The following is a 22,012-nucleotide window of genomic DNA, read 5'->3' as shown; positions in this document are numbered from 1 at the left end:
AACTTGAAGATTTCGGGGTGAAAACAAGATGAGCAAGACCAATGATGTTGTTGTAACTTCACAGAAGGTTGATAAAAGCCCCTCTAGCTTGAATATATTGTGGAGAGAGCTGGTTAGAGATAAGGTTGCCTTGATTTCCCTCATATTCTTGGGGCTTGTTATCCTCCTTGTATATGGAACTTCCATAATCTTGGATCAGGATGAAATCGTTAAGGTAGACTTGTTTGCCTTATATGAACCACCTTCTGCACAATACTGGCTAGGCACGGATTACGGCGGCCGGGATGTATTTGGCCAACTTGTCATTGGGACACGTAACTCGTTAAGTATTGGTATTCTAGTAACTGTTATGACGGGAATTATCGGTATCCTTGTTGGGGTTCTGTCTGGTTATTTCGGTGGAATGATTGATAACCTGTTTATGCGGATCGTAGACTTTTTCATGATTCTTCCGTTCCTGATGATGGTTATCGCATTTGTTACAGCCGTACCTAAGTACAACATTGTTTCATTTTCATTGATCATGACAGCCTTCTTATGGATGGGAATAGCCAGATTGATTCGCTCAAAGGCATTGCAAGAGAGTGAACTCGAGTATGTAAAAGCGTCCAAAACACTCGGTTCTTCCCACTTTAAAATTGTTGTCTCGCAGGTTCTTCCGAACTTGAGTTCAATCATTATCGTAACGATGACATTGAATCTTGCTTCCAATATCGGCCTTGAATCCGGGTTGTCTTTTCTGGGATTTGGTTTTCCGGAAAGTACACCCAGTCTTGGAACACTTGTAAGTTATGCACGTAATCCGCAAACCCTGGAATCCAGATGGTGGATATGGCTACCCGCATCGGTACTGATTTTGGTATTGATGTTGAGTATAAATAATGTCGGTCAAGCCCTAAAGCGTGCGACTGATGCAAGACAAAGAAGAGGTTAAAAAAAGGGAGGAAAGGTTCATGAAAAAGGGATTATTTTCACGGGGACTATTTTTCACGATGATGTTGGTCTTTGTATTGGTGCTCGCAGCGTGCTCTGAGAAAGAAGCAGCTACTCCAGCTCCAGCTTCCAACACAGAAGAGGGAAAAACGGAGGAGAAACCGGCTAATGAAGAGGGCGTTTACTCCATTGAAGACTTCAACAATGTCAAAACGAATGAAGGTACTGCGATCGAGGGTGGATCGATTACATTCGGACTTGTATCGGATACTGCTTTTGAAGGTACACTGAACTACAATTTTTATTCCGGTAACCCGGATGTACAGGTTATTCAATGGTTCGATGAAGGCTTGCTAACTTGGGATAAAGACTATGTGTACACCAATGATGGTGCTGCAACATATGAGACTTCCGAAGATGGCAAAACGTTCACACTGACCATTCGTGACAATGTGAACTGGCATGATGGCAAGCCGGTAACGGCTGAAGATCTGCAATTTGCTTATGAAGTTATCGGTAGCAAAGGCTATGATGGTCCACGTTACGACTCCAACTTCACTAGTGTAGTAGGTATGGACGAGTTTCATGCTGGAAAAGCAAAAACAATCTCTGGTATTAAAGTGCTGAGCGACAAAAAAATCAGCATTACGTATAAAGAATCTACTCCGTCCCTGCTGACAGGTGGCGTATGGACGTATCCACTGGCTAAACATATCTTCGGAGATATGGATGTAGCAAAAATGTCTTCTTCCAAAGAAGTACGTGAAAAACCAATTGGTTTTGGTCCATTTAAAGTGGATGTCATCACTCCAGGTGAGTCTGTAACTTATGTTAAGAACGAAGACTACTGGCGTGGAGCTCCTAAACTGGACAAAGTGACTCTGAAAGTTATCAACCCGACTACGGTTGTTCAAGAACTGAAATCTGGCGGGGTAGACCTCGTGGATGCATTCCCGACAGATCAATATAAAGACAATGCAAACTTGTCCAACGTAGAATTCCTGGGCGCAATCGATCGTGCTTATACGTACATCGGTTTCAAACTGGGTACGTGGGATGAAGAGAACGGAAAAGTTAAAAGCAATCCTGAAGCAAAAATGGGAGATAAAAACTTGCGTAAAGCAATGTGGATGGCTGTAGATAACGATCAAGTTGGTAAACGTTTCTATAATGGCCTACGTTGGAATGCAACAACCCTGATTCCACCATCTCACCCTGAATTCCATGATTCCAATAATCCGGGTGTAAAGTATGATCCAGAAGCAGCGAAAGCTTTGCTTGATGAAGCTGGTTACAAGCTGGATGGTGAATTCCGTACCAATCCGGATGGAACACCACTCGAAATCAACTTTGTGTCTATGACTGGTGGCGATACAGCTGAACCACTGGCACGTTATTATGTTCAATCTTGGGCTGCTATTGGTCTGAAAGTAAACCTGGAAATGGTTGAGTTCAACAATTTCTATGACCGTGTAGGTAACACAGGTAAAGATGATCCGAACATTGATGTGTATCAAGCCGCATGGGGCGTTGGTATTGACGTAGATCCATCCGGTCTGTATGGCCGTGATGCACTCTACAACTTCTCCAGATTCTCCAGCGAAGAGAATGACAAATTGCTGGCTCAAGGTATCTCTGCTGAGGCATTTGATGTAGACAAGCGTAAAGAGATCTACAATCAATGGCAGCAATACATGGTAGATGAAGTTCCTGTATTCCCTACACTGTATCGTGCAGTTGTAGCACCAGTTAACAAACGTGTAATGAACTATGCGATTGGTGATGGAACAGGCGTTTACCTGAGCGACCTGCAAGTTAATGCAGACAAAGCAGTTGTAGCTGAGTAATACTTTCTTCAATTAGCAGCTGTAAGGATTGGGGTCCTTTCAGAAATCGGTTGCTAGGTTATAATGAAGATTTCTCCTGGGAGATTGAACTAAAGTGTCTTTCAAAACATGGATTCTGTACACTCTGGCATGGGTGTATGGGGTTCATGTTTTTTTTGTAACCAAAAAATAAAAAAAATTTAACTTTTTTTCAAAAAAGTGCAGACAAAATGCCTTTTCACTTCGTCTATATAGGTAAGAGGTGATCATCTTATGAAAAAATGGTGGAAACGGGCAGGTATGCTGCTGGCTCTGCTGCTCATTATATATTTGGGTGTGAAACCGGACATGCTGGTAGGCAAACCGGGAATTAAAGCTGAATCTGCGGTATTAATGGATATGAACTCTGAACAGATCTTAATGGATTTTAACGGCTCAGAAGAGATTGCTCCGGCAGGCGTCAGTAAGTTGATGACAGAACTGTTAGTGATGGAGGCCGTGATTAATGGTGATATAGGCTGGAATGATCTTGTGAATGTGAGTCTGTATGCCAGCTCCGTAGGGGGCAGTCAATTGACCCTGAAACAGGGAGAGCAATTCACAGTTCAGGAGTTGTTCGAGATCGTAGCTGTCTATTCAGCCAATGATGCAACTGTCGCTCTGGCTGAACATATCAGTGGTACAGAGCAGAAGTTCGTGCAACAGATGAATCAGAAAGCAACTCAGATTGGGCTGTCTGAAAATACACAATTCACGAATTCAACAGGACTTAGTGAAAAACTGCTCGGTCCTCACCGTCCGATGGAAATACAAGGGCAGACTTTAATGACGGCTATAGATGCATGCAAGCTTGCGCGATATTTGCTGAATAACCATCCCGAGATTCTAAGAATCTCCAGTCAAATGCAAGTATCGATGCATCAAAAAGGGATGTACATGAGCAATACGAATTGGATGTTGTCCTCTATTGGTGGGCCGTATGCTTACGATGGAAATGACGGATTGAAGACCGGGTATGATGAAGATTCCGGATATCATTTTGTTGGGACAGCTGAACGTGATGGCAAAAGGCTGATTTCAGTTGTATTTGGAACAGATACTCGTGAAGGGCGTTTTGTGGAGACACGGAAGTTGTTCAACTATGGATTTTCGGGCTCAAAATAAAGAGTGGACATGAGCATCATCAAGGAGACCTATCTCGCTGTTAACTTGTGGTTAATCATGGTAAAATGACTTACGTATAATTCCATATTATTATGTAATTCACTTTAAAGGGGGAAATTGTTTGAACACCATTAGTAAAAAGGTATACGCTCTTACGCTTACCATGGCCATGTCCATTGCACTGATTCAACCAGCTGTACAGGCGGCCGAAGCCATAAAACCTACAGCCTCAGTCTCGGAGGCCATTGCTTCCAAGGCGACACAAACACTGCAACAACTTGGATACATAGATGGCACCACAGATGGCATGACACAATTAACAACTCCAATCACTCGCGCGGAGGCAGCAATCATTCTGCAACGTGTACTTCAACTGGATACGCCGGCCTCACTTACAGGTTTTGCAGATGTTACGCCGGAGAATGAAGCTGCGCCTGCCATCTACGCATTAAAGCAAGGTGGATTCATTCAAGGGAAGGCCAAAGGCTATGCCCCCGATGCTCCACTTACACGTGCACAGATGGCATCGTTGTTCACACGTGCATTTGAACTTAAGGATAACGGAATTCAGGTAGTGTACAGTGATGCCGATCAGATTCCAGCTGTGCATGCGAATGACGCTGCACGGGTTAAACAGCATTTTATTATCGAAGGTAGTGCATTTAATGCCAAACAATCAGTCACCCATGGGGAATTCGCTGATGCACTGTATCTGGCGCTTGGACTCGATGTGAAATCGGATGGTCTTACTCCTCTGGAGGACTTCTTCAAACAGCCTGCTCAGGCAGGGTTCCAGATGTCACCGGACGGTAAGCATCTTGCTTACCTGGAGCCGTGGAACAACCGTATGAATATCGTAGTCACTGCAAACGGTCAGGATAAGCCTGTACGCATTACGAGCGAAACAGAACGTAATATTGCAGGATTTGCCTGGGCAACCAATGAGAAGCTGCTTTATGTACAAGATAAGGCAGGCGATGAGAACTACCATATATATGTGACGGATATTGATGGTAAAAACAGCAAGGATCTGACACCGTATCCTAATACAAGAGCCATCCTGGTAGATCCGCTTGAGAATATTCCGGATGAAATTCTGGTAGGCATGAACAAGCGTGATCCGCGCATTTTCGATGTGTATCGTATTAACATCAAGACAGGGGAGGCTGTACTTGCCGCAGAGAACCCGGGTAATATTACGGGCTGGCTGACGGATCACGAAGGTAAAATTCGTGTTGCCGTGTCCAGTGATGGCAATGTGTCTTCATTACTGTATCGTGAATCAGAGGATAAGGAATTTGAGCCGCTTCTGACAACAAAGCTTGGAGAGACTTTTGCTCCAGTCATGTTCACGTATGATAACAAAAGTATCTATGCAATATCCAACTTGGAGCGAGACAAAACGGCGATTGTTGAGTACAGCCCAAGCAGTAAGAAGGTATCCAAAACCATTTATGAAAATAAAGATGTGGATGTAAGCAGCTTTGTACCTTCCAAAGAAAAGGGTACCATTCTTGCTGCTGTGTATGAGACAGATAAAGTGAACTATGAATTCTTTGATCAGGAGTTCAAAACGTTAATGCAGGATATCAAAGCGAAAGTGCCAGGCAAGGAAGTGAGTATCAGTAGCATAAGCGAGGAAGGCCAAGTATTGTTCGTAGCGTATAGTGACAAAGCAATGGGCACGTATTATTTCTACGATTCCAAAACAGGCAAACTCGATAAACTGGCTGATGCCGCACCTTGGATTGATGAGAGTCAAATGGCGGATATGAAGCCTATTACGTATAAGTCACGTGATGGTCTGACCCTCCATGGTTATCTGACGCTGCCTAAAGGAGCGGAGGCTTCCGACCTGCCATTGGTTGTAGTTCCACATGGGGGTCCTTGGGCTCGTGACTCATGGGGCTTTAACCCTGAGATTCAATTCCTCGCAAGCCGTGGGTATGCGGTACTACAGGTCAATTTCCGTGGTTCCACGGGATACGGCAAGGAATTCCTGGATGCAGGTAATAAAGAGTGGGGCAAAGCCATGCAGAACGACCTCACAGACGGTGTAAACTGGCTGGTTGAAGAGGGGACGGTTGATGCGAAGCGTGTAGCCATATATGGAGGATCTTACGGTGGATATGCCGCTTTGGCAGGACTGGCGTTCACACCGGATGTCTATGCTGCAGGCATTAGCTATGTGGGACCTTCCAACATCTTCACCCTTCTGGACTCACTGCCTCCTTATTGGGAGTCAGAGCGCAGTATGTTCTATGAACGTGTGGGAGATCCCGAGAAAGACAAGGAACTGTTAACGGCGATCTCACCGCTCTTCCACATCGACCAGATGAAGGCTCCATTATTCGTGGTTCAGGGCGCTAATGATCCACGTGTCAAACAAGCTGAGTCAGACCAGATCGTTGAAGCCTTACGCAAGCGTGGAGTCGATGTACCCTATATGTTAAAGACCAATGAAGGTCATGGCTTCGCAAACGTGGAGAATCAACTTGATCTGTACCGTGCGATTGAGAAATTCCTGAATCGTCATCTGATGCAGCCATAATACGTTAGACATGAGGGCTGTCCCGCAGGTTCGACTGAACCTGTGAGGCAGCTCTATTTTATCGGGTCAGAGGTAAAATGAACCAAACAACCATATTGTTAAATTGACATATGGATTTCTTTTGTTTTAAAATGACCAGTGAGTCATTATTATTCAATTCCGTTTAATATATATGTACCAAACCAACTGTACGATACTGAATTTACGATCTGATTGGGAGGTAACATGTGATGCAAAAACAAATGAAATGGCCGCTAATCCTGTTTGCCATAGGGGTATTTATGGCTGCGCTAGATAACGGAATTATCACCTCTTCACTGACCACCTTAAATGCATCATTTGGTGTGTCGCCAACGTGGGGGGCGTGGACGATTACGCTCTACACGCTTGGGCTTGCAGTAAGTGTTCCTATTGCAGGCAAACTGTCGGACCGTTATGGTCGCAAGAAACTGTTTTTGATAGAAGTGGCGTTGTTTGGGATCGGTTCCCTACTGGTTGCACTAAGCACATCGTTTACCTTCTTCCTGATCGCTCGTGTCATTCAAGCTTTGGGCGGTGGGGGGATTTTTATCATCGCCAGCTCATACGTATTAAGCAAGTTTCCGGCGGAGCGTCAGGGTACAGCTTTGGGTCTGCTCGGAGGCATGAATGGTGTCGCTGCCATTTTGGGGCCTAATATCGGTGCTTTTATACTGGACATTACGGGCAACTGGCATTGGTTATTCCTGATCAACGTACCGATCGCCATTGTGCTATTCGTTGCAGGTATTCGATTTATTCATGAAGAGCAAGAGCTTAATCGTGCAGCAGTGGATTGGAGCGGTATTGCTGTCCTGACATTGGGTGTACTCAGTTTGATGTATAGCTTCAGTAATCTGGACGGTGTGAACATGGTTCAAAGCCTGGGATCACCAATGTTCTACGGCTTTTTCTTGGCAGGTGTAATCATTCTGGTGCTCTTTTATTATATGGAAAAAAGACTGGAAGGATCTGAACGTGAACCTGTTGTATCGACACAACTTCTGGGCATTGCGTCCTTTCGTTGGACGCTGTTGATTGCCTTTTTCTCCGGAGCCATTCTGGCCTCGGTGATCTTTATTCCCGGTTTCGTTGAACAGTATCTTGGCGTATCCAATACGGCTTCCGGGTACTGGTTTACTCCGCTCGCTCTGGCATCCGGCATCGGGGCGGGTGGCGGTGGATACCTTGTTGACCGCAAAGGACCAATCTGGACGTTATCGGTTGCTGGGCTATTATCTGCCATTGGATTCCTGCTGTTCCCGCTGTGGGTGGAGCATATCTGGCAATTTGTCATCGCGAGTACGCTCGTGGGTATCGGCTTTGGCATGATGCTGGGCGCGCCAGTTAACGTACTTGTCACAGAACAGGCGGGGGAGAACAACAAAGGTATCGCGGTAGCAACCAGCTCGTTATTCCGTCAGATGGCGATGGCTATTGCACCTACCATTTTTGCCGGATTCCTGGCACGTTCTTTCACTAATCTGGGGTCCAACATTCAGGCAGGATTCGCTGACAAAGGAATTCAGGTGCCGCCTGAAATGCTGCAACAATATGCGTCGGGCGGGGCATCAGGGAGTGATGTTTCCAGTATGACAGAGGGCCTGTCCCGGATTCCTGATGAAGGTATCCGCGATGTATTGCTTCAAGCACTGCATCAAACGACAGGTGAGGGTTACAATGGACTTTTCTGGTCTGCGGTTATATTCAGCGTGCTTACGCTGGTGGCTGCGCTTATAACGGGACGTCTGCGTCATAAAGAGAAGAGTCATCATGTGGAAAGTGTATCCACAAACGGATAGGATCGCGTGTGGAAATGAAGAGGACAGTGTACTTTTTGATACTAAAAAGGAGCCGCTGTTCTTTTCAATTTAACCGGATTGTAACTTTTCTTGCTCCCGCAATGATTACAATAGAACGAGCGTAAGCGGTGTCTTGATTCCAGATAGAGAAAACTTCAGAGAACACCGAGTCACAAGGCATCCCAGACGTTTAATTGGTATTATATAAGTTGAACGAATCGTTACACTTCATCACTGCGAGTTCAGAATAACCTTCCGATCGCTGTTATCCCCAGATTTTTTGATTTCCTTTCCAAAGGTAAAAATCCGGTGATAAAGGCGAGCGCTACGCTTCTTCAGGTTTTTTCTGACCTCTCCGTTATTCGTGTAAATATTAGATGAAACTTATATAGTAGGCAGTATCATTTTGACAGTGAAGAAGGAATCAATGGATGAAAAGCAGAACTAAAGATAAGAAGAAGAAAAGAAGAAAAGGCCTATATATAACGCTCGTTTCACTTGTTGTTTTGTTAATCGGAGGTTATTTGTTCCGTCAACAGCTGGCTGTAGCGGCATTTGATCTGTTTCTCGCCGGTTCGGTAGAAGATCAGTTATCCCGCTCTTATGTACCGCAAGAAGGCAACAATACGCCTGATCCAACGGTATATCGTAAGGAACCCTTCTCCGTGTTACTGCTGGGTTCGGACAAACGCGCCTATGAGAAGACGCGTGGACGTTCGGATACCGTCATCTATGCTGTAGTACGTCCCAAGGAATCCCGTGTGCTTCTGGTATCCATTCCACGTGATACGTATGTGCAGATTGTGGGACGGGATGCTAACAAGGACGGCATGGATGATTATGATAAGCTGGCGCATGCGTATGCTTTCGGTGGGGAGAATATGTCCATCAATACGGTGGAGAAATTCCTTGATGCTGATGTAGGTTATTATGCAACGATCAACTTCGATGGAATTAAAAAAGTGGTTGATGCGCTTGGTGGAGTAAAACTGCCAATTGATGAGGACATTGTGAACAAGAACCCGGATCATGTGCAATTTACAATTGAAGGCGGCAAGCCGATCTATGACGGGCAGGAAGCTTTGTATTATGTAAGATACCGTGAGGATAGCGATTTTAATCGTACCAAGCGGCAGCAGATTTTCCTCAACGCGATGGCAAATGAGATGCTGAATTTGAATCAAATTGCCAAAATTCCGGAATTGATTCAGATTATGGGAGACAGCTTCCAGACGGATATGCGTGCTTCTTTCATTATTGATCTGGCTAAACAAGTGCTTACTCAGGAGAAACCGCAGATTTCAAGCTTCACCATTCTGGGTGAGGGGATGAAAAAAGATGGTATCTATTATGGTCAGGCTGACGAGAAAGATGTCCAATATGCCAAAGAGCTGATTAACAACTGGATGGATCAATCGACCCCAGCCGGTGAAGTAATGATCCCTGACCGGCAAAAGATTGAATAACCAATTCCATACCGATGATTTGTTGTAGACCACAATCAGCAGTACGTTTATTCGCGGGCTGCTGTTTTTTTCTTTGTGGTGTGAACTACGATCCTTTTGGAACATCCTGCGTTCTGATCCGTATAATATAAGTTGAGCGAGATAAGTTGAACGAAGAAATTCATAAGGAGGATACACAAGGGTATGAACATCGCATTTTTTTTGCTACCCAAACAAGAGGTTACGTGTGTGACGTCGGATTCTACGCTGCGGCAAACGTTGGAACGGATGGAATATCATCGTTTTACGGCAGTGCCCATTTTGAATAAAGAAGGCAAATATATTGGTACGGTTACGGAAGGCGATTTGCTGTGGTATATGAAGAATGCCGAGGGAAAAATTACATTTGAAAACGCTTCAAAGTTCTTGCTCAAAGACGTTCCACTTCGCTTGGATATTAAACCCGTATCGATTGATGCCAACATGGAAGACCTGATTAATCTGGCTAAGGTTCAGAACTTTGTTCCTGTGGTCGATGACATGGATCGGTTCATTGGTATTGTAAGACGGAGTCAGATTATTGAGTACTGCGAGGGCATTGTAGCCAAAGAATCGATCAAGGCCAAGTAAGGCTGTTACGAATTTAAACATTATTGTGTCATTAGGGATAATCACAGCCATCCGGTATCATGTTAAACTTAAGTAGTCCTGAACCAAGGGCGAATTCGAAGCTTTTTACAAAATATATAGGTCGATAGGATGTACGGAGGACTCCGCATAAGTACCTGACATCAGTTTCGGAGAACTTCTCCGCTTTTTGGGGTAATTTTGCGGGCCCTCTTTTTATGCTATAATCGAGAATAAAGCTTTTTCGGGGGAGAGTGACTTTCGCCAAATGCCTAAAGAACTGGATGTAGCCAAACGCGCTAAAGTGATTGAATGGCTGAAAACCGAAGTGCTTGATCAGGTATCCCGATTATTCAAGGCGTTATGGGAAGGCAGTACAACTCGAATCGGGGACAGTCTTGCCAGTTTGATTATGAGTAGTTACATATTGGGCCGCAGGCTCGGTATTCCTTTCAAGGATCTGGATGCACTGCTCGTGGAGAAATTGAAAAAGCATAAACAGGAAGGTCACCAGCTTGAAGACTGGTACCAGGATATTTCCGCGCTAGAAGATCATATGCGTAAGAGGTGAATTTGTTGAAATTTAGCTTTAAATCAGCTGTTTGGAGCGCAGTTTATCTGCTCTTGCTACTTTCGCTGTTAACTCCTTTATCGGTACTTGCCATATTTTTTATGATGATTCCGGGAGTTATTTTGTATGCTTCGTTATCTTTTAAATCGTTTATATGGCATCTCGTGCCCGTAGCTGTTATTTTGGTTGTATTCCACCCCATCTATCTGTTGCTATTGCTCATCTTTACCCTGCCTGCGATCGTTATGGGTCACGCGTATAAAACACGCAAATCGGCCCTGTTTGCGCTGATGGCCGGAAGTGGCATGATGTTGGCAGAATACTTGTTGTTGCTCTTGGTCGGCAGTGTCATTTTCCAATTCGACCTGTCCAGTTATATTGAAGATGTAGTCAAATTGACCATTGAACCGTTAACCAATACATCAAATCAGATGATCAACGGGTTTGCATGGACACCTGAGATGACCGAGGATGTTGCCAAACAAACGCAGCTTATGATTCCGTTTGCTCTCGTTGTCACATCGATGGTCATGGCCTTTATTACGCACGCCATTGCGCGTCCGATTCTGAACGTGATGGGTGTGGTGGTATCGAAGCTTCCACCAGCCAGAGAGTGGCGTATGCCGCGTGCGTTGATTTGGTATTATTTCCTTGCACTGTTGATCGAAGTGATCTCCAGACAAAGTGATGGAACATACTGGACCATGATTGCCATGAATCTGTCTCCGTTAATCAATCTTGGGTTCATGATTCAAGCGATCGGCTTCTTCTTCTTTCTCTCACATACAAAGAAATGGAATCCGGTTATACCATATTTCCTGGCGGCTGCGGTTTTCTTCATTGGTCCGCTTCGGATTATCGGAATTATCGATCTGGCGTTCCCGCTTCGTGAGGCAATATCGAAATCAAAACGATAGGGTGATGAGTCTTGCCTAAATTTCTGAAGAAACGCTGGCACGGCTACTATACCGTATGGGCGTTCATACTGCTGCTGTTGCTCGTTATGTTCGTTACCATTTATAACTGGACGCTTGGTTTGATTAGTCTGATACTGGCTTCGGCGCTGGGAATCGTCATGATTAAGGCGGAGCTCGCGTTCCGCCGTGAGCTTAACGACTACATTAATGGCCTGTCTATTCGGATCAAACGGATGGAGGGGGAAGCGGTCAGCATGCTTCCATTCGGAATTGTGCTGTACAGCGAGGATCGTACGGTAGAGTGGCATAATCGCTTCGTTGCGGAGATGTTCCAGGAGAAAACAATGGTGGGTAATCCGCTACTTAATTTGTTTCCCAAACTTCCTCAGCCTAAAGAGAAGAAGGATGGGACGAAGGAACATTCATCCAGGGAGTTCCATGACGAATTCCAGTTGGATGATCGGCATTATGGAGTTATTCATAACCCGCAGGAGCGGTATGTATATGTATACGAGATTACGGAGTTAGCCATTCTTCGTGATAAATATGAAAATGAACGCCTTGCATTGGGGATTCTCGTTCTGGATAATCTGGACGAGGCTGCCCAGGGCATGGACGACCAGCAGCGTACAGCACTGATTGCCCGTGTGACCAGCGAGATTACGTCATGGGCCAAGCAGTACGAAGTGTACCTGCGCCGACTGTCTTCTGATCGTTATCTGTTGATGCTGAATCATAAGTCTTTGCAGGAACTGGAGCAGAGCCGATTTGTTATTTTGGATGAAGTTCGGGAGATGACTGCTGACCTCAAAGTACCAATGACACTCAGTGTTGGACTGGCGTTTGGTTCGGATAGCATCAGTGAGATGGGAGAACTGGCACAGTCCAGTCTGGACATGGCACTTGGACGCGGTGGTGACCAGGCCGCCGTGAAATCGGGGCAACGTCTGTCATTCTATGGAGGCAAGTCCAATGCAGTGGAGAAACGGACACGGGTAAGAGCACGTGTTATTGCGCACGCGCTGCGTGATCTGATGCAGGAGAGCGATCGGGTGCTCATCATGGGGCACAAAATCCCGGATATGGATGCAATCGGTGCATCCATCGGGGTATGGAAAGCGGCGAGTCTGTACAATGTGGAAGCTCGCATTGTACTGGATGGAGTCAACCCATCGATTGAACGTATGATGGAGCAAGTGAACAAGGATGAGAAGTTAACCAAGGCATTTGTATCACCTGAACAAGCAACTCAGATGATGACAGAGCATACGCTGCTGGTTGTGGTGGATACCCATAAGGCCTCCATGACGATGGAGCCGAAACTGGTGCAGTCTGCAACCCGTGTTGTAGTGGTGGATCACCACCGTCGGGGTGAGGAGTTCATCAATGATGCTGTGTTGATCTACCTGGAGCCTTACGCGTCCTCAGCTGCGGAACTGGTAACAGAGCTCTTGCAATACATTCATGACAAGGTACAGTTCACTCCGCTCGAAGCTACGGCTCTACTTGCCGGTATTACGATGGATACAAAGCACTTTGCATTGCATACTGGGTCCAGAACGTTCGAAGCGGCAGGCTTCTTGCGTCGTAGCGGTGCGGACACCATTATGGTCCAGCGGTTGATGAAAGAGGATCTGTCAGAATATATTGCTAAGGCAGAAATCATAAAGCATGCTAAAATGGTATATGGAAACATTGCGCTGGCGGTCACGGACCCTGGCAGCAAGATTTCACAGATGATGATTGCCCAAGTGGCGGACACATTGCTGAACATGACTGACGTAGCTGCTTCATTTGTTATCAGCGAGCGTCCGGATGGATTGATTGGCATCAGCGCGAGATCGCTGGGGCGCATGAATGTTCAGGTGGTCATGGAACGACTGGGCGGTGGCGGGCATTTGACGAATGCTGCCGTACAGCTTGAAGGAACGCTTGGAGAGGCAGAAAAACGGCTGACGAACGTACTGGCTGAAATCGAAAAGGAAGAGGGGCTGTTCGAATGAAAGTCATTTTTATAAAAGATATGAAGGGTCAAGGCAAGAAAGGGCAAGTGAAAGAAGTATCTGAGGGTTACGCACAGAACTTCTTATTGCCACGGGGAATTGCACGTCTGGCAACGGACGGCAACATGAAGACACTGGACAACCAGAAGGCGGCTGAAGAAAGACTCAAACAGGAAGAGAAAGCGGAAGCGGAAGCACTTGCGAAAAAGCTGGAAGCAGAAGTGACTGAACTGAAAGCCAAATCTGGCGAAGGTGGTCGTCTGTTTGGTGCTATTACCAGCAAACAAATCGCAGAAGCTTTGTCTAAAAAAGGTCTGAAAGTAGACAAACGCAAAATTGAGCTGGACGAGCCTATTCGTACACTCGGCGTAACACAAGTAACTGTCAAGGTTCACCCTGAAGTGAAGGCAACCTTGAAGGTACAGGTAACGGAAGAGTAAGATGGGCGGAGAAATGTTATTCGACCGGATTCCCCCGCAGAACCTGGAAGCCGAACAGGCCGTGCTGGGTGCAATCCTGTTGCAGGGCGAGGCCCTGATTACAGCGATGGAACGGGTGCAAACCGAGGATTTCTACGATAAGCCCCATCAATTAATCTTTGAAGCGATGATCCAGCTTGGCGAGGGAAATCAACCGATTGACCTCGTAACACTGACTTCGCTTCTGAAGGATAAAGGTGAACTGGAGGACATCGGCGGCGTTAGTTATCTGGCTAAGCTAGCCCATGGTGTACCCACAGCCGCAAACGTAGACTATTACGCTCAGATTATCGAAGAGAAATCGATGCTGCGTCGCCTGATTCGTACGGCAACACAGATTGTGAGCGAAGGATATACAGGTGGCGAAGATGTTGCAGCGATGCTCGGAGAAGCTGAACGTCGCATCCTGGAGATCTCCAATCGTCGCTCCAGTAGTGGTTTTATAGCCATTCAGGACGTACTGATGGAAGTATTCGATCGTGTGGAAACACTCCATCAGAATAAGGGTACAACGACAGGTATTCCATCCGGATTTATTGATCTGGACAAAATGACTGCCGGATTCCAGCGCAGTGACTTGATCATTGTAGCGGCTCGTCCTTCCGTAGGTAAGACGGCCTTTGCCCTGAATATCGCTCAGAACGTAGCCATTCGGGCACAGGAGACGGTAGCCATCTTCAGTCTGGAGATGTCAGCTGCCCAGCTGGTGCAACGTATGATCTGTGCGGAAGCCAACCTGGATGCCAGCGTGATGCGTATGGGTGACTTCAAGGGTGATGAAGACTGGCAGAAGCTGACGATGGGTATTGCAGCGTTGTCAGAGGCCAACATCTTCATAGATGATACACCAGGCATTACCGTAGCCGATATTCGTGCCAAATGCCGTCGTCTGAAGAAGGAGAAAGGCCTTGGCATGATCCTGATCGACTATCTTCAACTGATTAGTGGACGTGGTAAGGCGGGGGAGAACCGTCAACAAGAGGTATCCGAGATTTCACGTACACTGAAACAGATTGGCCGGGAACTGGAAGTTCCGGTTATTGCCCTGTCCCAGCTGAGCCGGGGTGTAGAGCAACGTCAGGATAAACGTCCGATGATGAGTGACTTGCGGGAATCGGGTTCGATCGAGCAAGATGCCGACATCGTAGCGTTCCTGTACCGGGATGACTACTACAACCAGGAGACCGAGAAGAAAAATATTATCGAGATCATTATCGCCAAACAGCGTAATGGTCCGGTAGGTACCGTGGAACTGGTCTTCCTGAAAAACTTTAATAAATTCGTCAATTACGAGAGGGCGCACAATGACGCCTTCGCGATGTAACGGGCAGGTGCTGACGGCTTCGATCAGGAAGCAAAATCGTCTGTCCCGAAGATCAACCATTAGAGCAACTGAACTCAAACATGTCTTATAAATACCAGATATAGATTCATAATGAAATGGTAATCCTTGAACCGGTGATAGCAGTCAAGCACACTTGGACTGTAGTCTCCGGTTTTTTGTGTCGAAATAGTGGGTAAATCCCGAACATTACAGTTGTACTATATCTAATTGTTCGCCATTTGATTTGACTTTGAAAAAAGGTACTGGTACACTAATACTGCTGCGTTAAAGCAGCGCAAACCTTCCCTTGAATGTAACGGAAGGACATTTTTACTGTCCGTTAGCACGCTTCTCAGTCGGTTTATTGCGTAACATGCCTGCCGGGATAGAGGACGGACAGACCAATACAAAGGTGCGCAAGGCACCCACGGAGGAATGTTAACTATGTCAACGGTAGTTGTAGTGGGAACGCAATGGGGAGACGAAGGAAAAGGTAAAATCACGGATTATTTGGCGGAGAGCGCTGATGTGGTGGCTCGTTATCAAGGTGGTAACAATGCGGGTCATACAATTCTGATTGATAACAAAAAATATAAACTGACGATGATTCCATCAGGGATTTTCTACACGGATAAAGCATGTGTGATTGGTAACGGAATGGTTATCAACCCGAAGGCACTCATCGAAGAAATTAACTATATTCATGACAATGATTTTACAACCAAGAACCTGTCCATCAGTGAGCGTGCACATATCATCCTGCCATATCACATGGTACTGGATGCATTGGAAGAAGAAAGCAAAGGTCCGAACAAAATCGGTACAACTGGCAAAGGAATTGGCCCATGTTACATGGACAAATCAGCTCGTATTGGCATTCGTATGGTTGACCTGATGGATGCTGAAGATTTCGAACTGAAACTGCGTCATCTGGTCAAAGAAAAGAACCGTGTCATCGAGCAAGTCTACGGCGGTGAGCCTGTTGATGTGGAAGAGATTCTGCGAGATTACCTCGGATATGCTGAAATTCTGCGTCCATATGTACGTGATACATCCGTTGTTCTGAACGAATATATTGATGAGGACAAAAAAGTATTGTTTGAAGGCGCACAAGGCGTTATGTTGGACCTTGATCAAGGAACTTATCCATTTGTTACATCATCCAATCCTTCAGCAGGTGGCGTATGTATCGGTTCTGGCGTAGGCCCGGCTCGTATTCAGCAAGTCATTGGGGTAGCGAAAGCTTACACAACGCGTGTAGGAGATGGCCCATTCCCTACGGAATTGCATGATGCAATAGGTGACCAAATCCGTGAGACGGGACATGAGTACGGTACGGTAACTGGACGTCCACGTCGTGTGGGTTGGTTCGATAGTGTTGTTGTTCGCCACGCGCGTCGTGTCAGTGGAATCACAGGTCTGTCCCTGAACTCTCTGGACGTAATGACAGGTCTGGAAACGGTGAAAATCTGCACAGGATACAAATTCCGTGGCGAGGTCATCACACACTATCCAGCAAGCCTCAAAATGCTGGCAGAATGTGAAGCGGTATACGAAGAGATGCCAGGTTGGAGCGAAGATATCACTGGAGCGAAGAAACTTGAAGACCTGCCAGTGAACACACAGAATTATGTAAAACGTGTTTCCGAACTGACAGGCATTCCAATTGCCATCTTCTCCGTTGGTCGAAACCGTGAGCAAACGAATCAAGTTCTGCCAATCTACGAATAATTGGACACATGGAGAGATCATTTTCCTTGTATTATCGAATAGGATAAACTGCCGAATCAGGCAGGTAAAGCCTTCAGTTGTTGCTTTTATAGCGATGACTGGAGGTTTTTTTGTATATTTTTCGGATATAATCCCGAGATTTCCGTCAATACTGGTTAACAGTAGAGTCACAGACCCGAACATGCGTAATGCTAGACGGGTGGGATAATCGGAGGGAGAGAACGGAATGAAGTTGCTTGTGTGGTTTGTAAAAATCGTGCTAACCGTGTTGCTGGTCAGTTCACTGACACTGCTTACGACCGGATTAATTGTACAGTCATATGCGAAATCGTTACTCGCGAGTTTCAATATTCAGTGGGAAGGTCAACCCATGGGATTAACCGCCATGTTCCAAGGGGCCTTGGGTGTTAAAACCAGCGAGGGGAATAAATCGGGAAATGGGACGATAGATCAGCCGACAGGAGCGGACGAAGAGCAGGTTCCGGAAGATGCTGTTTCAGTTATGGGCAATGGGACAGAGGGCGGTGAATCTGGCGCAAATGCAGGCAGCGATGCGTCCCAGGGAGCTGGTTCAGGCGAGGGAGCAGGAGAAGGCTCAGGTACAGATACGACTACAGGACCAAACTCAGGCGCAAGTGCGGGCAATGGGACAGATACGGGCAGGGGTAATGAATCAGGCACAGCACAGGGGAGTGGTTCAGCTTCGGGGAACGGAACCGGAACGAATAGTGGCGTTGCTTCTTCAGGCAATGATGCCATTGTTATATCACCGGATGATATTACAGGAGCGAAGGACAAGCTGCCAGCAGAGGAGAAAGAAAAAATATTCACCCTGCTCATGAATAAGCTGCCGCAGAAAGAAATGCAGCAGATCTCAGGCGCCATGGAAGGTGGCCTAACGGAACAGGAACTGCGTGAGATTGAACAGGTAATCTCGAAGTACCTGACCAGTGAAGAGTACGACAACCTGATGGAAGTACTGCAAACAGAATAAAATAGGCACAGAAAGCGGGCGTGCTCAAATACGGGTATTGCCTGATTCATATTCTGATAGACTTGCCGATGGTGATTGAATATAATTTAAATAAATAATGGAAATTTCATAAATAAGAATTCCAGGCACTGATGCATTCGAGTTTTGGAGACATGAGTGCTTGCGTTTATTTTATTAGCCTATGTGGGAGGGAACATTGTATGCAATATAAAGGTAACGAATACAACATATAAAAACGGTTACGCAACAGTGTAGAAACTTCCAGTCCAATTCGTGGACCTCCGTTCATGGGTGCATTTAAGAGATCCGATGCACTTATGTTTACGAGTACATTAATTTGGAGGTTTTACTGAACATGAACTTATATCATTCTAATTCAGAATTGTCCGTAAAAACGTTTAACGAGGCGATGAATGAACGATACGAGCAAGGGTTGCGAGAGGCGGATCAGCCGTTTAGCGGCTGGGATTTTAGCTATGTAACAGGAAGTGAGCGACTTCAGAACGGAATGTTGCCTTGGTCTTATGGAACGATGGCGCGCCGATTGATGAATCAGACAGAACGAATGCTCGACATGGGAACCGGTGGAGGAGAAATGCTGTCCAAACTCCTTCCACTTCCTTCATACACATGTGCGACCGAAGGTTATCTCCCCAATATACCTATTGCAGAGGAACGTTTACAGCCGTTAGGTGTGAAGGTGCTTCCAGTGATGGATGATTCGCAACTTCCTTTCGGAGACGGGGAATTCGATCTGATTCTTAATCGCCATGAGTCGTATGATGAACAGGAAGTTAGGCGGATCCTATCGGTAGGGGGACTGTTTCTAACTCAACAGGTAGGTTGGTCAGATTGCAGGGAGATCAATGATCGGCTCGGCCTTCCTATGCCCGTGGATTACGCTGGATGGGAGCTGGATCGTGCTGTTCTTCAGCTGGAACGGTGTGGATTCCGTATTCTGGAGCAACATGAAGCAGCCCCATCGCAGCGTTTCTATGATATTGGTGCATTGGTCTATTATTTAAAGACCATTCCGTGGCAAGTACCTGATTTTAAGGTACAACAATTCCGTACGCAATTAATGGATATTCATATGGAAATGGAGCACAATGGATTCTGGGAAGTAAAGCAGAAGCGATTTGTAATTCTTGCAGCCAAAGAATAGCCATATAAAAGTTAATTTCTATTACGGTATGAGATGAAATCCAGTTTAAGATAAACGACAAACAGGTTGTTTACGTAATCCCTTATCAGAATTAATCTGGTAAGGGATTTTATTTGTATTTTTATGAAAAATAAAGCATATTTCACTGGGTCTTAGAACCTAGTCTTAAATGGCAAGCAAAAGTACATAGTACATAGGATGTTGAGGCATAATGGGTGATGAACCAGCCACGTTATCTTATGGATAATACAGGGAAACCAAGCGGGGCGCGGTTTAGCGGTGTGACGTGTAGAGTTGAAATGAGTGTAAAACCTGTGTTAAAGTATACGGGTGTGATAAAAGGTTAAAATTTTGACACTTTTATGAGCGCAGCTAAAGTCCTGATTTTGCGGACACCCAATACAAGTATCAACGAGCATGGGACAGACACGATGGGTGATGTCTTGACAGAAATGCGAACTGAGAAGTGCTGAAAAGGAGAGAATCATGAAAGGTTTCAGAGGCATACGCCAACCGGGAAAAGACCGGGTACACGAACAATCCGGGGAACACCGGACGGCCGAAGACAAAAACAACATGAGCATGTCCACCTTCAGTGTGAATAAGAAGCGCGTTCTGGCCTCGCGCAAATGGATCATTACAGCAGCATGTGGTGTATTCATCGCAGCATCGCTCGGGTTCGCAGGCAAACAATATGTTACTGCAAACACCGTACCGTACTATAAAGTAATGGTTAAAGGCAGCGAGATTGGTACCATTGCAGATGAGGCACAATTACAACAACTATTTACAGACAAAACTGAGGAATATCAAAATAAATATCCGGATGCAGAAATGGTGCTGAACACGGATGGCATCACAACTGAAACGGTAAGAGCCTACAAACCTGAAGTGAACAGTGACGAGACGTTGGACAAACTGGGTGACATGTTGACAGCCTACGCCAAAGGTGTGGAGCTCAAGGTAGACGGTGAAGTCATTGGTATTGTGAAGGATCAGGCAACAGCGGATGCAATTCTGGAACAAGTGCAGAGCAAATACATATCGGCATCGGCTGTGCGAAGTTCGCTGAAGACGAAGTCGGTATCAGCTAACTCCTCGAAGAAAAACGAGGGACCAAGTACAACCCTGAAGTCGGTAGGTATCAAGGAAGATGTAGCGACAGATGTAGTGAAGACTGATCCAAACAAAATATGGGATGTGTCCGAGGCGGTTAAAGCATTAACCGTTGGTAAAGACGCGCCTGTAACTTATGTGGTTCGTGAAGGAGATACGATCTCTTCGATCGCGGCCAAGTATGAAATTACACAAAGCGAGATTCGCCAGCATAATCCGGGCATCAAGGAAACGTCGCTTCAAATTGGGGATGAGCTGATCCTGACCGTTCCGAAACCGGCGGTAACCGTTAAATCCGTTGAGCAAGTTGTTGAACAGATTGAGATCAAACCGCAAGTGGAAGTACGTAAAAGTGACGAGTTGAAAGCAGGTACAACTAAAGTCGTGCGCCCAGGACAAAGCGGGTTGAAAAGCATGCAGTACCGTATAACCAAAGAGAATGGTGAAGTGGTTCAGGAAGAGTGGCTTGGTCAGGAAGTGATTAAAGCAGCTGTTACTGAAGTGGTCCTTAGCGGAACAAAAGTGGTTGGTGAGGGCACAGGCGAATTTGCTTGGCCGGTATCCAATGCAACGATGAGCAGTAGCTATGGACAACGCTGGGGTCGCCAGCACAAAGGTGTCGATCTGGTAGGTAACCGCGATGTGAAAGCGTCTGACGAGGGTGTAATTACTTTTGCTGGACAAAAAAGCGGTTATGGGAATGTCATCATTATTAACCACCGTAACGGATACGAAACATTGTATGGACATCTGAACAGCATTGGCGTTAAGGTTGGACAAGTGGTTGAAAAAGGCGAGAGTATCGGCGTGATGGGCAATACGGGTCGTTCGACCGGAACACATCTGCATTTTGAGATTATTAAGAATGGAACGGTAGAAAATCCGTTAACGTATCTGAACTAATAGAGCTTAAGGAAAGCAAGGTTGGCTATGATGCCGGCCTTGTTTTTTGCTGCTGTAAAAAATTTTCAAATGAAAGACCTTTCAAGTCTCGGATCGGGATGTGACGGTGCTTCAGGTATGTTAAACTATAGAGTATAAACAACAAGCATATAAGTTGAATTAATCATTTACACGATAACGGAGAGGACAGAAAAAACCTGAAAAAGCGAAGCGTTCGCCTAAAAGCTTTCTGAAAGAAAGCTGCATCGGAAGCATACGCTATCCCCGGATTTTCCCCTTTAGAAAAGGGAATTGAATAAATCTGGGGATAACAGCGATTGGAAGGTTATTCTGTAATCGTAGTGTTAGTGTAAATAATCTTTAATTCAACTTATATAGAGGAATCAATCAACCAGGCTTTGGTACAAGCTGAACATAGAAGAGATATAGACGCTAATGCGGAT

General features: G+C 45.8%; 16 protein-coding genes. All 16 read left to right on the top strand.

The window, feature by feature from the left end:
• Positions 1-28: 28 nt before the first annotated feature.
• A complete protein-coding gene (locus ACE3K2_RS24300) occupies positions 29-934 on the top strand; it encodes an ABC transporter permease (protein ID WP_421896037.1) in 906 nt (301 codons plus the stop codon).
• 19 nt (positions 935-953) lie between these two features.
• Positions 954-2,780 carry an oligopeptide ABC transporter substrate-binding protein gene (locus ACE3K2_RS24295; protein ID WP_421896034.1) on the top strand — a complete coding sequence of 609 codons (1,827 nt, stop codon included), beginning with the start codon at positions 954-956 and terminating at the stop codon, positions 2,778-2,780.
• A gap of 252 nt (positions 2,781-3,032) precedes the next feature.
• On the top strand, positions 3,033-3,923 hold the full coding sequence (locus ACE3K2_RS24290) for a D-alanyl-D-alanine carboxypeptidase family protein (RefSeq protein WP_421896031.1): 891 nt from the start codon (positions 3,033-3,035) through the stop codon (positions 3,921-3,923).
• A 121-nt stretch (positions 3,924-4,044) separates the two neighbouring features.
• Positions 4,045-6,474, top strand: coding sequence for an alpha/beta fold hydrolase (locus tag ACE3K2_RS24285; protein ID WP_421896028.1), 2,430 nt, complete (start codon positions 4,045-4,047; stop codon positions 6,472-6,474).
• A gap of 230 nt (positions 6,475-6,704) precedes the next feature.
• On the top strand, positions 6,705-8,294 hold the full coding sequence (locus ACE3K2_RS24280) for an MFS transporter (RefSeq protein WP_421896025.1): 1,590 nt from the start codon (positions 6,705-6,707) through the stop codon (positions 8,292-8,294).
• A gap of 431 nt (positions 8,295-8,725) precedes the next feature.
• Positions 8,726-9,760 (top strand): LCP family protein, encoded by a 1,035-nt coding sequence (locus ACE3K2_RS24275; protein WP_421896022.1) that lies wholly within the window; start codon positions 8,726-8,728, stop codon positions 9,758-9,760.
• A gap of 183 nt (positions 9,761-9,943) precedes the next feature.
• Positions 9,944-10,369 (top strand): CBS domain-containing protein, encoded by a 426-nt coding sequence (locus tag ACE3K2_RS24270; RefSeq protein ID WP_421896019.1) that lies wholly within the window; start codon positions 9,944-9,946, stop codon positions 10,367-10,369.
• Between the two features lie 265 nt (positions 10,370-10,634).
• The gene (locus ACE3K2_RS24265) at positions 10,635-10,937 is read left to right on the top strand and encodes a MazG-like family protein (protein ID WP_017691445.1); all 303 of its coding nucleotides are present in this window, start codon (positions 10,635-10,637) and stop codon (positions 10,935-10,937) included.
• A gap of 5 nt (positions 10,938-10,942) precedes the next feature.
• Positions 10,943-11,854: a DUF2232 domain-containing protein gene (locus ACE3K2_RS24260; RefSeq protein WP_421896015.1), complete on the top strand. Its 912-nt coding sequence runs from the start codon at positions 10,943-10,945 to the stop codon at positions 11,852-11,854.
• An 11-nt stretch (positions 11,855-11,865) separates the two neighbouring features.
• Positions 11,866-13,857, top strand: coding sequence for a DHH family phosphoesterase (locus ACE3K2_RS24255; protein ID WP_421896012.1), 1,992 nt, complete (start codon positions 11,866-11,868; stop codon positions 13,855-13,857).
• Positions 13,854-14,297, top strand: coding sequence for a 50S ribosomal protein L9 (gene rplI, locus ACE3K2_RS24250; RefSeq protein ID WP_036611925.1), 444 nt, complete (start codon positions 13,854-13,856; stop codon positions 14,295-14,297). Before ACE3K2_RS24255 ends, rplI begins: the two co-directional genes overlap by 4 nt.
• 1 nt (position 14,298) lies before the next feature.
• Positions 14,299-15,660: a replicative DNA helicase gene (gene dnaB / locus ACE3K2_RS24245; RefSeq protein ID WP_036611922.1), complete on the top strand. Its 1,362-nt coding sequence runs from the start codon at positions 14,299-14,301 to the stop codon at positions 15,658-15,660.
• A gap of 444 nt (positions 15,661-16,104) precedes the next feature.
• Positions 16,105-17,391 carry an adenylosuccinate synthase gene (locus ACE3K2_RS24240; RefSeq protein WP_421896008.1) on the top strand — a complete coding sequence of 429 codons (1,287 nt, stop codon included), beginning with the start codon at positions 16,105-16,107 and terminating at the stop codon, positions 17,389-17,391.
• A 226-nt stretch (positions 17,392-17,617) separates the two neighbouring features.
• Positions 17,618-18,385: a hypothetical protein gene (locus tag ACE3K2_RS24235; RefSeq protein ID WP_421896005.1), complete on the top strand. Its 768-nt coding sequence runs from the start codon at positions 17,618-17,620 to the stop codon at positions 18,383-18,385.
• Positions 18,386-18,794: 409 nt separating this feature from the next.
• Complete coding sequence (locus tag ACE3K2_RS24230) at positions 18,795-19,550, top strand: class I SAM-dependent methyltransferase (protein WP_421896102.1); 756 nt, start codon at positions 18,795-18,797, stop codon at positions 19,548-19,550.
• A 486-nt stretch (positions 19,551-20,036) separates the two neighbouring features.
• Positions 20,037-21,569 (top strand): peptidoglycan DD-metalloendopeptidase family protein, encoded by a 1,533-nt coding sequence (locus tag ACE3K2_RS24225; RefSeq protein ID WP_421896002.1) that lies wholly within the window; start codon positions 20,037-20,039, stop codon positions 21,567-21,569.
• Positions 21,570-22,012 lie beyond the last annotated feature (443 nt).

The organism is Paenibacillus sp. (assembly GCF_048976745.1).
Lineage (GTDB): Bacteria > Bacillota > Bacilli > Paenibacillales > Paenibacillaceae > Paenibacillus.
Note: the sequence above shows the minus strand (reverse complement) of the source record. Positions and strands in the feature narration are given on the sequence as shown.

Excerpts from the sequence above, each read along its gene's own strand:
- ACE3K2_RS24300 (WP_421896037.1), top strand. The coding sequence starts at position 29 with ATGAGCAAGACCAATGATGTTGTTGTAACTTCACAGAAGGTTGATAAA.
- ACE3K2_RS24295 (WP_421896034.1), top strand. The coding sequence starts at position 954 with ATGAAAAAGGGATTATTTTCACGGGGACTATTTTTCACGATGATGTTG.
- ACE3K2_RS24290 (WP_421896031.1), top strand. The coding sequence starts at position 3,033 with ATGAAAAAATGGTGGAAACGGGCAGGTATGCTGCTGGCTCTGCTGCTC.
- ACE3K2_RS24280 (WP_421896025.1), top strand. The coding sequence starts at position 6,705 with ATGCAAAAACAAATGAAATGGCCGCTAATCCTGTTTGCCATAGGGGTA.
- ACE3K2_RS24275 (WP_421896022.1), top strand. The coding sequence starts at position 8,726 with ATGAAAAGCAGAACTAAAGATAAGAAGAAGAAAAGAAGAAAAGGCCTA.
- ACE3K2_RS24270 (WP_421896019.1), top strand. The coding sequence starts at position 9,944 with ATGAACATCGCATTTTTTTTGCTACCCAAACAAGAGGTTACGTGTGTG.
- ACE3K2_RS24265 (WP_017691445.1), top strand. The coding sequence starts at position 10,635 with ATGCCTAAAGAACTGGATGTAGCCAAACGCGCTAAAGTGATTGAATGG.
- rplI (WP_036611925.1), top strand. The coding sequence starts at position 13,854 with ATGAAAGTCATTTTTATAAAAGATATGAAGGGTCAAGGCAAGAAAGGG.
- dnaB (WP_036611922.1), top strand. The coding sequence starts at position 14,299 with ATGGGCGGAGAAATGTTATTCGACCGGATTCCCCCGCAGAACCTGGAA.
- ACE3K2_RS24240 (WP_421896008.1), top strand. The coding sequence starts at position 16,105 with ATGTCAACGGTAGTTGTAGTGGGAACGCAATGGGGAGACGAAGGAAAA.
- ACE3K2_RS24235 (WP_421896005.1), top strand. The coding sequence starts at position 17,618 with ATGAAGTTGCTTGTGTGGTTTGTAAAAATCGTGCTAACCGTGTTGCTG.
- ACE3K2_RS24230 (WP_421896102.1), top strand. The coding sequence starts at position 18,795 with ATGAATGAACGATACGAGCAAGGGTTGCGAGAGGCGGATCAGCCGTTT.
- ACE3K2_RS24225 (WP_421896002.1), top strand. The coding sequence starts at position 20,037 with ATGAAAGGTTTCAGAGGCATACGCCAACCGGGAAAAGACCGGGTACAC.